This window comes from Flavobacterium sp., assembly GCF_044373165.1.
In the GTDB taxonomy this organism is placed as follows: Bacteria; Bacteroidota; Bacteroidia; order Flavobacteriales; family Flavobacteriaceae; genus Flavobacterium.
This window is the reverse complement of the sequence record NZ_JBILQL010000078.1, coordinates 1-11661: the sequence shown is the minus strand read 5'-3', so window position 1 is coordinate 11661 and position 11661 is coordinate 1. Positions and strand designations below refer to the sequence as shown.

Annotated in this window: 12 protein-coding genes; 4 read left to right on the top strand and 8 right to left on the bottom strand. The window is 38.2% G+C overall.

The window, feature by feature from the left end:
• The first annotated feature begins 357 nt into the window (after positions 1-357).
• Positions 358-2553 (top strand): TonB-dependent receptor domain-containing protein, encoded by a 2196-nt coding sequence (locus ACIQ32_RS09780; protein WP_396195504.1) that lies wholly within the window; start codon positions 358-360, stop codon positions 2551-2553.
• Between the two features lie 23 nt (positions 2554-2576).
• Complete coding sequence (locus tag ACIQ32_RS09775) at positions 2577-3668, top strand: serine hydrolase domain-containing protein (RefSeq protein ID WP_396195503.1); 1092 nt, start codon at positions 2577-2579, stop codon at positions 3666-3668.
• Between the two features lie 50 nt (positions 3669-3718).
• On the opposite strand, the gene clpX is transcribed toward ACIQ32_RS09775, so the two are convergent.
• The 8 genes from clpX to ACIQ32_RS09735 all read right to left on the bottom strand — a co-directional run bounded on the left by clpX (position 3719) and on the right by ACIQ32_RS09735 (position 9716).
• Positions 3719-4948: an ATP-dependent Clp protease ATP-binding subunit ClpX gene (gene clpX / locus ACIQ32_RS09770; RefSeq protein ID WP_396195502.1), complete on the bottom strand. Its 1230-nt coding sequence runs from the start codon at positions 4946-4948 to the stop codon at positions 3719-3721.
• A gap of 71 nt (positions 4949-5019) precedes the next feature.
• A complete protein-coding gene (gene clpP, locus ACIQ32_RS09765) occupies positions 5020-5676 on the bottom strand; it encodes an ATP-dependent Clp endopeptidase proteolytic subunit ClpP (protein WP_396195501.1) in 657 nt (218 codons plus the stop codon).
• 266 nt (positions 5677-5942) lie between these two features.
• The gene (gene tig, locus ACIQ32_RS09760; protein ID WP_396195500.1) at positions 5943-7277 is read right to left on the bottom strand and encodes a trigger factor; all 1335 of its coding nucleotides are present in this window, start codon (positions 7275-7277) and stop codon (positions 5943-5945) included.
• 88 nt (positions 7278-7365) lie between these two features.
• Positions 7366-7710 carry a phage holin family protein gene (locus tag ACIQ32_RS09755; protein ID WP_396195499.1) on the bottom strand — a complete coding sequence of 115 codons (345 nt, stop codon included), beginning with the start codon at positions 7708-7710 and terminating at the stop codon, positions 7366-7368.
• A gap of 14 nt (positions 7711-7724) precedes the next feature.
• Positions 7725-8006: a hypothetical protein gene (locus ACIQ32_RS09750; protein WP_396195498.1), complete on the bottom strand. Its 282-nt coding sequence runs from the start codon at positions 8004-8006 to the stop codon at positions 7725-7727.
• A 36-nt stretch (positions 8007-8042) separates the two neighbouring features.
• Entirely contained in the window at positions 8043-8165 is a 123-nt protein-coding gene (locus ACIQ32_RS09745; protein ID WP_396195497.1) for a hypothetical protein, read from the bottom strand.
• Positions 8166-8169: 4 nt separating this feature from the next.
• Positions 8170-8931, bottom strand: a complete 762-nt coding sequence (locus tag ACIQ32_RS09740) for an alpha/beta fold hydrolase (protein ID WP_396195496.1) — start codon at positions 8929-8931, stop codon at positions 8170-8172.
• A 71-nt stretch (positions 8932-9002) separates the two neighbouring features.
• On the bottom strand, positions 9003-9716 hold the full coding sequence (locus ACIQ32_RS09735) for a pyridoxine 5'-phosphate synthase (protein WP_396195495.1): 714 nt from the start codon (positions 9714-9716) through the stop codon (positions 9003-9005).
• A 158-nt stretch (positions 9717-9874) separates the two neighbouring features.
• Here ACIQ32_RS09735 and ACIQ32_RS09730 point away from each other — a divergent pair, with 158 nt between their 5' ends.
• Entirely contained in the window at positions 9875-10534 is a 660-nt protein-coding gene (locus tag ACIQ32_RS09730) for a CBS domain-containing protein (RefSeq protein ID WP_396195494.1), read from the top strand.
• Between the two features lie 50 nt (positions 10535-10584).
• On the top strand, positions 10585-11466 hold the full coding sequence (locus ACIQ32_RS09725; protein WP_396195493.1) for an NAD kinase: 882 nt from the start codon (positions 10585-10587) through the stop codon (positions 11464-11466).
• The last annotated feature ends 195 nt before the right edge of the window (positions 11467-11661 follow it).

The following is an 11661-nucleotide window of genomic DNA, read 5'->3' as shown; positions in this document are numbered from 1 at the left end:
CAGGTTGAAATTCCAAAAGATAAATAACAAATTCCAAATAAATTTCAAGTTCAAAATTTCAAAATTCAAATGAAAAAACTCCTCGCTATAATAGTATTCATAAGTCTTCTAACCTCTTGTGGACCAAAAAGATTAGGTTGTGGCCCGAGTCGATGTGATATTGAAAAACCAACACTCGAGATAACTTCATCAAAAAATATTTGTTAAAAAATTTCATTGGATATGTAACATTTGGATGTGTTGAAAGTCTTACAAGACAATCATCACCCGAAGCGAAGCCGAATTGTTCGGAGCGCAGCGGAGAAAATCATCAATCAAACGAGCCTTGGGAAACCAAAGCTCACAAATCAATCACCAATGAAATCAATATGTATTGCATTGTGCATGCTTGCGACTGCTTTTACTTTTGCGCAAGAAGCACCGAAAACTGAGGAGAAAAAAACTTCAGAAAATCCGAATGAATTAAAAGAGGTTACGATTTACGGTAACAAAAAACAGTACCTTAAAGTCGAATCCGACAAGACCACCATTACTGTCCGAGACAATGCCATGCTCAACAGCGGTAGTAGTTTGGAAGCCATAAAAAAATTGCCCGGTATTATTACTTCACCAACCGGAACTATTACATTAAACAGTCGCGGTGTTACCATTTATATTGATGGCGCTCCGAGTACCTTAAGTGGTAATGATTTGCAAAATTACTTGTCGACTTTACCCGCTAATGCTATCGAGAAAGTAGAAATGATTTACAATCCAGGAGCTTCTTTTGACGCCGATGCCAGTGGATCAATCATCAATATTGTAACCAGTACCAAACGCAAAAAAGGATTAAATGCCAGCTTCAACATCAATTACAATTTCAACCAATACCAAAAACCCAGTCCGCAAATTTTGCTGAACGGAAAAGTAAAAGAATTGAGTTGGCAAACCATGTTTGGGTACAATTATATCGACAGCGAAAGCAAAAACAGAAACGATCAAACCTTCACCTCTTTTTCCCCAAACGAACGATTATACCAGCAGAATTTTGCCCAACTTACCAATAGAAATTTTTATTGGAGAACGGGAACTAACTATAAATTAAGTGAAAAATCTAATTTATTGCTCAATTACAACTTGAATTTGGGTAATGACCGAATTACCGGAGATGCCAGCACTATAGGAAGCGGTATTGATTTCACCAATAACAGTTTGTCTAAGATAAAGAACAGTAACAACGAGTTGAGTTTGCAGTTCAAAACCAAGTTAGACACCATTGGCAGAACCTTGGACATTATTGCCTACAGCAACTTTTTCAATCGAAATCCGAATACGGTTTCCAATGGTCAAAACAATGGAACATCAACCATTTACAATGGTAAAATCGATTTTAATTTGACCAACTATTACTTAAAATACGACTTCGCTATTCCATTTAAAAGTCTTGATTTGTCTTTAAACACCGGTGGAAAATACAACTCAATTAAAGTAAACGACAAAGGCATTTACAATTTGAATTCGCCCGTGAACAGCATTATCGATTTTGATTACACCGAAACCAATTTGGCTTTCTACGTAGAAGCCCGAAAAAAAATCAAAAAGTTGAGTTTAACAGCCGGACTTCGCTTTGAAGATTACAAAGTGGACCGATTGGCCATTCAGGACGGCACGGAAACCGAAGTTGATTTTACCAACTCCAATTTCTTCCCGAATGCCAGCGCTTTGTATGAGTTTAGCGAAAACATGAACTTGTCGGCTTCCTACTCGAAGAAAATTTTCCAAGCTGATTATAATGTGTTAGACCCGAATAATTTTGCCAACTTCGACCAGTACAATACTTCACAAGGCAATCCGTTTTTAGATCCCGCGTTTTTTGACAACTTTGAGTTGAAACTAACAGCTTTCCAATTTGTGAGTTTGGGTGGAAACTATACCATTGCGCGCGACAGGAACAATTTTATTTTAACCGCCGAACCGGGTGAATTGGTAAGCACGCAAACCTTCGAACAGTTTGACAAAGTTAAAACCTTGAGTTTCTTTGCTTCGTTTCCGGTACCACTGGATTACTTTTTTAAAGGCAAAGAAGAATTCCAAAAGCGCATGAACAACATGGACAAGATGAATTACATTTTCTTTAATGTGAATTACATCAAAACCACAACGGAAGGCTATACTTTTTCATTTGAAAACAAACCCATTTGGAACTATTCGGCACAAGCACAATTTATTTTGCCTTGGGACATAAAAAACACCATGACTTATTTCATTTTACCGAAAGGTACTTGGGAAATCTACCAAATCACCAAACCGATTCAGCAATTTGATATTTCCTTCAACAAAGATTTCCTGAACAAAAATCTGAAAGTTGGCTTGCATTGTTTTGATGTTTTCAACAGCAATGAGGTGAATGCTTTGATTTCTTCTCCCAATTTAGAAACTAAGTTTTACCAAAAACAAGACACCCGTACCTTCAGAATATCGTTGACCTATAATTTTGGAGATTTAAGTTTGTCTAAAGAAAACACAGAAATTAATATTGAAAAAAACCGTTCCGGTGGTGGTTTAATGAAATAATGAACTTTTAAAATCATAGAAAAATGAAAAAATACCATTTTAAAAGTGGCTTTATAGCTTTACTATCAGTCTTTGCTACTGTACTGCCTACTCCGGTTTTTGCTCAGAGTCTTTCAGAAAAAATTGAGGCATTAATTCAGCCAGAAATCAAAGATAAAAATGGTCCCGGCGGTGTGTTTATGGTTGCAAAAAAAGGTGAAATCATCTATCAAAATGCTTTTGGAAAAGCCAATCTTGAATTAGAGGTTCCGTTAACAACGGATTATGTTTTCCAAATTGGTTCGATGACCAAACAGTTCACGGCCGTTGCCATCATGATGCTCCAAGAGCAAGGCAAATTAAACACTAATGATTTGTTGTCAAAGTATATTCCTGATTTTCCTGCGGGTGATAAAATCACGATTCATCATTTGTTGACACATACTTCGGGCATCAAAGATTTTACCAAAATGAAATCTATTAAAGACATTGCTCAGAAAGAAATGACGCCCAAAATGATGGTAGACTTTTTTAAAAATGAACCGGTTGACTTTTTGCCCGGAGAGCGATTTGATTACAATAATTCAGGATACGTTGTTTTGGGATACTTATTGGAAATCATTTCCGGGATGAGTTATGAAGATTTTATAGAAACAAACATCTTCCAAAAAATCGGCATGACGCAATCCGGTTATGCGACCGATAGGCAAGTCATCCTAAAAAGAGCTTCCGGCTATCAGAAAAAAGAAACCGGTTATGTCAACAAAACGGTGATTAATTACAGCGTTCCCTTTGCTTCCGGCGCCATCATGTCGACCTTGAAGGACATGCTGAAATGGCAAATGGCCTTAAACAACAACACCTTATTGAACAAAGAAAATACCCAAAAATTATTCGACAATTACCTACTCAACAATGGCGAAGCGATAAACTATGGTTATGGTTGGCACCTCAAAAAAATAAATAACAGTTTGTCCAGAGAACATGGCGGCAGCATTTTCGGTTACAAATCGATGGGCGTTTACTTGCCTAATGAAGCCATTTATGTGTTGGGATTCACCAACTGTGATTGTATTTCGCCAACCTTGCTAACCCAAAAAATTGCCCAATTAGTCTTGGAGAACTCCTCAAAATAATTCAAGGCTTTGTATAAAAAAAGAATCCCGATGTAAATCGGGATATTCTTTTATGACGCTATTTCTAAACGTTTCAATAAGTTTTTCGTCAACGCATCGTGGGTATAATCCAAATCGATGTGGAGTTGTTTTTCCTCCGAGCTTGGTAAGTCGTACATCGCATCGGTTAGGATGGCTTCGCATAACGAACGCAGTCCGCGCGCGCCGAGTTTGTACTCTAACGCTTTTTCTACTATATAATCCAAAGCTTCGTCAGTAATGGTGAATTTCACTTCATCCATGGCGAATAACTTTTCATATTGTTTGATTAGTGCGTTTTTCGGCTCGGTTAGTATGGCGCGTAACGTGGCTTTGTCTAACGGATCCATGTGAGTTAACACCGGCAAACGACCAATGATTTCCGGAATTAATCCAAAATCTTTGATGTCTTTCGGGATGATGTATTGCAACAAATTATCTTTGTCAATACTATCAGTATTTTTTGAAGTGCTGTAGCCAACTGCTTGACGATTCAATCGTTTGGAAATGATTCTTTCCACGCCGTCAAAAGCGCCACCAGCGATAAACAAGATGTCTTTGGTATTGACTTCCACAAATTTTTGGTCAGGGTGTTTTCTTCCACCTTTGGGCGGAACGTTAACCATGGTTCCTTCCAATAATTTTAATAATGCTTGTTGCACGCCTTCACCGGAAACATCACGGGTAATAGAAGGATTGTCGCTCTTGCGGGCTATTTTGTCAATCTCGTCTATAAATACGATGCCTCTTTCCGCTTTGGCCACATCGTAATCAGCCGCTTGCAGCAAACGCGTTAAAATACTTTCTACGTCTTCGCCCACGTAACCCGCTTCGGTTAAAACGGTGGCATCTACAATCGCTAACGGAACATCTAACATACGAGCGATGGTTTTGGCCACCAAAGTTTTTCCGGTTCCGGTTTGGCCGACCATGATGATGTTGGATTTTTCAATCTCTACGTCTTCTTCATGTTGGAGTTGCATTAATCTTTTGTAGTGATTGTACACGGCTACCGACATGACTTTTTTGGTTTGGTCTTGCCCGATTACGTATTGGTCGAGAAACGCACGAATTTCTTTGGGTTTTTTCAACACCAAATCGGCCGATTGTTTTACGGCATTTCCTTTTAATTCCTCCATCACAATGCCATGAGCCTGTTCGATACAACGATCGCAGACATGCGCATTAATACCAGCGATTAATAAATTAGTCTCCGGTTTTTTTCTTCCGCAAAAGGAACATTCTAAAACTTGTTTTGCCATTCTTTTAGTCTAAAGTCTAATGTCATAAAGTCTAAAGTCGTTTGACCTCGGACTTTTGACTTTCGACATATTTATCTTCTTAACACTTCATCAATCATTCCGTACTCTTTGGCTTCATCGGCGATCATCCAATAGTCGCGTTCCGAGTCTTTGTACACTTTATCGAAAGGTTGGCCTGAGTGTTGTGAAATGATTTGGTACAATTCGTCTTTCAGTTTCAACATTTCTTTTAAGTTGATTTCCATATCGGAAGCTACGCCTTGTGCGCCGCCTGACGGTTGGTGAATCATGACTCTTGAGTGTGGTAAAGCCGAACGTTTCCCGGCGGCTCCGGCACACAATAATACGGCGCCCATTGAGGCTGCCATACCGGTACAGATAGTGGCAACATCGGGTTTGATGTACTGCATGGTATCGTAAATTCCGAGACCGGCATACACGCTGCCACCCGGAGAGTTGATGTAAATTTGAATGTCTTTAGAAGCGTCAACACTTTCTAAGAACAACAATTGCGCTTGGATGATGTTGGCCATATAATCGTCGACACCCGTTCCCATAAAGATGATTCTGTCCATCATTAAACGCGAAAACACGTCGAGTTGCGAAATGTTTAATTGGCGTTCTTCGATGATGTAAGGGGTCATGCTTCCTACGATTTTATCGTAATACAGACTGTTTACGCCGTGCTTTTTGGTCGCAAACTTTTTAAATTCTTTTCCGTAATCCATTTTGGTTGTAAGTTGTAAGTTATACGTTGTATATTGAAAACTAATGCTTGAAGTCAAAGGTTGTGCCTTTTTTAAAAGATGACAATGTGTCGCTTAAGGTTGGAACCTAGCCCGGATAGCAGTGGAAATCCTTTTTATTGTTTGACAAAAATCACTCGACAATTTCGGGGTGACAACAATAAAAAGATTGGAACGTATAGCCGGAAAAAGCTTCTTAAAAAAAAAGCGCCAAATTACTTTGACGCTCAAATATAGTAAATAATCTTTTAGTGTTTCAACTCGCCGTACATGGCTTTGATGAACTCGTCGTAGTTTACTTCTTTGGTTTTGGCTTTCACCTTGTCTTTGAACAAGTTAAGCATTTTTTCGTTCATTACTTGTTCTGACAAACGACGCACTTCGTCTTGGTTTGACATTACGCGGGCTACGATACCTTGCACATCTTCGTCGGTTGGGTTCATTTGACCGAACTGAGCCATTTGTTTTTTGATGAGCTCAGTCGTGTAGGCTTTTAAGTCGTCGAAAGTGATTTGCAAACCGTTTTCGGTGATGATTTTGCCTTCGATCAATTGGTAACGCAAACCGTTTTCAGACTTGGTGTATTCCGCTTCAGCTTCTTCCGCAGTTAACGGATTTTCGCCGGCAGACTGGATCCATTTTTTCAAAAACTCGGCCGGTAAATCGAACTTGGTGTTGGCGATTAATGACTCGGTTACATCATTTAAGAATTTTTGATCGGCTTGTTGGGCGAATTGTTTTTCGGCGTCTTCTTTGATTTTGGCTTTTAGCTCGTCAACAGAAGTTACCACTTTAGGTCCGAATAATTTATCAAACAATTCTTGGTCTAAAACAGCCGGTTCGTGTGTGTTTACTTCGTCTATGGTAAACGTTACTTCGATATCTAAACCGTGAACATCATCATGACCTACGGCCAAATAATCCATCAATTTGTGATCATCATCGAATAACCCTTTGGTTTTTAAAGTTACCACATCGCCCACTTTTTTACCGATGAATGCTTTTGCAGTTTTCTTATCGGCAAAAACGTCCAGTGACAATGTTGTTCTGTTATTGATCCCTTTTTCTTCGTTGGCGAAAATCCCTGAAACGTCGTTTCCGGCTTCAACGGTATCTTTAGCGATTAATTTTCCGTATTGTTTTTGGATGCGCGCTACTTGGTCGTTTAACATTTTATCGTCGGCTACGATTTTGTATTGCACCACATTGTTTTTAGCAGTCAAATCCACTTTGAATTCCGGTGCTAAACCCAATTCGAATTCAAATTTATAATCTTCCACATCCCAATTGAAATCTTCAGTTACTTTAGGTAGCGGATTGCCTAGGATATCTAACTTTTCTTCCACCAAATAGTTGTTCAAGTTTTCTTGCAACAATTTGTTTACTTCATCCAACAATACTGCTTTTCCGTATTGCTTTTGGATTAAACTCATTGGCACGGCACCTTTTCTGAATCCCGGGATGGCAGCATTTTTTCGGTAATCTGCTAATACTTTTTCTACTTTTTCTGCGTAATCCGATTTTGATACTTCAACAGTAACTACAGCATTTAACGCGTCTACATTATTTCTTGTGATGTTCATTTTTTGTGTTTTTACATACTAAAATTGGGTGGCAAAAGTATAACATTTATGCCACCCAACCAAGTTTATTTTGTTGATTTTAACGGTCTTATTTTGTATCACCGGTGATTTGATACACCAAGGATTGCGAAAGCGATAAGATGATACTGAAAAGCATGGCTGTCCAGAAAGAGCTGACTTCAAAACCGTCAACAAATTCATCACAAAGGAGAATTATAATAGCATTGATTACCAGTAAAAATAAGCCTAGTGTAAAAAATGTAACCGGCAAGGTAAACAGCACCAATATGGGTTTTACAAAAAAGTTGAGCAATCCCAAAACGATGGCTACGGTTAACGCGGTAGTGAACTCGTCGATGATTACGCCTTTCATTAATTTGGATATGACCAAGGCTAAAATGGCGGTAATTAGTATTCTGAAAAGTAATTTCATGAGTAAAAGGTTTTTTATTTTTTCTTCTTCTTTTTGGATTTTTGGTCCATTTTTGAACTCAACAAGTTTAATGGCGTTAAAGAAACCAATGCTAAAATAGCAAAAAGAAATACTTTGTCTTTGTTTGAAGTTTTCTTTTTAAAGAATGCATCTTCTTCCGGATGATAATATAACTTGACATTGTTGCCGATTTGATTGCATTCTTGACTACTGTAATAGTGAATCCAATAGTCTTTGTTATTATAGGAAACCAAAATACTTTTTTGGTCATTCTTGCCTTTTCTTCTCTTAATCATTACAGAAGTCTCACAAAATTTCTTTTTGACTTTGGCTTACACCAATTGAAGTTTGGCGTTAAAATCGGTTTCGTTTTTATAGCTTACAAAAGAATACACTGTAGCAGTTAGCAACACCAAAATTATGATCAATTGTAAACCACTATAATATTTTCTCATATGATTATTTTAAAAATGCAGCTGTTTCCTCAAAAAACAGTTTGGGATTCTCGGCATGCAACCAATGGCCGACGTTGGGTATGGTAGCTAATTTAAAATTAGGAAAATGTTTTTGAATTTCGGGTACGTCGCTGTCTAAAATATATTTCGAATTGCCGCCACGGATAAACATGGTCGGCTTGTTGAAATGATTGGTCGACGGTAAAGCTTCGCCTATGGTTTCAATTTTGGCATTAAAAACGGGTAAATTAAATCGGAAAGCCAGTTGACCCGGTTCTATCCAATAGAGGTTTTTCATTAAAAATTGGCGTGTGCCAAAATCGGGAATAAACGGATACAAGGTTTCTTCTACCTGATTCCTGTCGGGTTTCTCCGAAAAATCTACCGCATTCAATCCGGCTAAAATATCTTGATGGTGTGGCGCGTAGTATTTCGGACCAATATCGGCTACAATTAATTTTGTTACCAATTCCGGATGTGTTGTGGCCAAAAGCATCGCTACTTTGCCGCCCATGGAATGACCTATTACATTAATATTTTGCAATTGATGGTGTTGGCAATAGTCCAAAACGTCATTAGCCATCAGCTCGTAACTGAATTCGTCTGAGTGAAAGCTTCTTCCGTGGTTTCTTAAATCGAGTAAATGCACTTGAAAACCTTCCGCGGCATAGAGCGAACTGAAGGACTTCCAATTGTCGGACATGCCGAGAAATCCGTGGATGATGATGAGTGGCTGGCCTTCGCCTTCTATTCTTGAATAAAGCATAAAAGTTACACAGAGATTCACAGAGAAACGCAGAGATTGAAGGAGCGCTTTCTAAAATCTGATTAAATTAATTATTTCAATTTTTGCAAATACATATTGACTACATTGTCCAAGCCTAAGTACAAAGCCTCTGAAATTAGGGCGTGACCGATAGAGACTTCTAATAGGCCGGGAATATTTTGCTTGAAGAATTGGATATTGTCTAAACTCAAATCGTGTCCGGCATTGATACCTAACGCTATTTCGTTGGCCAACTCGGCCGCTTTTACATAAGGTTCGATACCGGCTTTGTTGCCTAAAGTGAATTGGTGAGCGAAGGCTTCGGTGTACAATTCTATTCTATCTGTACCGGTTTTTTTGGCGCCTTCAACCATGCTCAAAATCGGGTCGACAAAAATGGAAGTTCGGATGTTGTTTCTTTTGAATTCGGCAATAACATCGGTTAAATAATCTTGAAACTGAATCGTATCCCAACCGGCTGAAGACGTAATGGCGCCGATAGCATCGGGCACTAAAGTCACTTGTTCGGGTTTACATTCCAAGACCAAATCGATGAAATTGTGTTGCGGATTGCCTTCGATATTGAATTCGGTGTACACAATAGGTCTTAAATCTCGGGCATCTTGGTAGCGAATGTGTCTTTCGTCGGGACGCGGATGAATGGTAATCCCTTGGGCACCGAATTGCTGAAGGTCTTTGGCTACTTGCAATAAATTGGGCACATTGCCGCCTCGGGCATTTCTTAAAGTGGCAATTTTATTGATGTTTACGCTAAGTTTTGTCATGTTTGGATTTTTAACCGCCCATTCACAAATTTTTCAGTTTAGAACTAAAACTGTTTGAGAAATCAGCGGCAAATTAATTTTTACACAAAAATACAAAGTTAAGCAAGTACGCATGTCCCAAAATTTGATTATTTTGCAGTCGCTAAAGAAAAGAATACATGAGAGAACTTTCGGAATACATCAACAACGATTTTAAACCTTTTTCGAGTCGAGAAACCGTAGCGGATATTCAGGATTTTTTTGCCGACAGCACTTATTCACACTTTCCTGTTTTAGATGACGGAGTGTATTTGGGTTGTATCTCTGCGGTTGATGCGGAAACATTTGAGGCACAAAAAAGCATAGTCGATTACCGTTATGCTTTGGAAGGATTTTTTGTGAGAACTACGATGATTTGGTTGGATGTTCTGGAAGTTTTTGCCCGAAACAATGCCAATGCGGTTCCGATTTTGGATGAAACCAATAAATATGTCGGTTATTATGAGATTACCGATGTAATTAAATTTTTAAACGAAACACCTTTCTTAAAGGAAACCGGCGGGATAATAGTAGTTGAAAAACCGGCTGCCGATTATTCGATGAGTCAGATTGCCCAAATTGTAGAAAGCAATAACGGCAAACTATTGGGTGTTTTTGTATCGGAAGCCAATGTGGAAAAAGTGCAAGTAACGATTAAAATTACTTTGGGCAGTATGAATGAAATCATCCAATCTTTCAGACGCTATAATTATGACATTATTTCCGAGCACCATGAAGATGATTATTTGAATACGCTCAAAGAACGTTCGGAATACTTGGACAAATATTTAAACCTGTAATTTAAAGTACGAATTTAGAAATACGAGGTACAAAGTAAAATCTAAACCCTATGAAAGTTGCCATCTTCGGACAATATTATCAAAACGATACGCGACCCATTATCAAGGATATTTTTGTTTTTTTCAACAGAAACAACGTAGAAATGGTAATTGAAGAAAAATTTCTGAAGATTTTATACGAGGAGAAAATTGTTGAGAAACAATACAACACTTTTTCTTCACACCATGATTTAGACAAAAGCTTTGACATTTTGATCAGCATTGGTGGTGACGGTACCATTTTAAGAGCCGCTACTTTTGTGCGCGATTCAGGCATTCCGATTTTGGGGGTAAATGCAGGAAGATTAGGGTTTTTGGCTAAAGTTCAAAAAGAAAATATCGAGTCGTTTTTGCAAATAGTTTTAGAAAAGAAATACACCATCACCGAGCGTTCATTACTTACTATGGAATGCACGCCTTCGCTTTCGCAAATTGACATCAACTTTGCCATGAATGAAGTTTCGGTAAGCCGAAAAGACACAACCTCGATGATCACCATTGAAACTTTTCTAAATGGTGAATATTTAAACTCTTATTGGGCAGATGGTTTAATCATTGCTACTCCAACCGGATCAACCGGATATTCTTTAAGCTGCGGCGGCCCTATTTTAACCCCGGATGTAAAAGCCTTAGTGATTACCCCTATTGCGCCGCACAATTTAAATGCCCGACCTTTGGTAATCCCCGATGATACAGAAATTACTTTAAAAGTTTCGGGTAGAGAAGAACAATACTTGGTTTCTTTGGACTCTAGGATAACTTCTGTCAATAACAATGCTGTGCTGAAAATTAAAAAAACACCTTTTCACATTAACATGGTTGAAATCCCTGAAGAAACTTTTTTCAAAACCCTACGCAACAAATTACTTTGGGGCGAAGACAAGAGAAATTAGAAAAAAAATACCACTACATCATACTACAATTCTAAAAAAATCGTTTTAGAAAAGAACCTTGCTAACCTTAGTAGTTATCAGCACTTTAATTTATTTGGCAGAAATCCGAAATTCATGCTATATAAGTACTGAGAATTGTTATATTTGCACGCTATTTTCAATTGAATGAAAAAGATTTTAGTATTATTTTTCGGC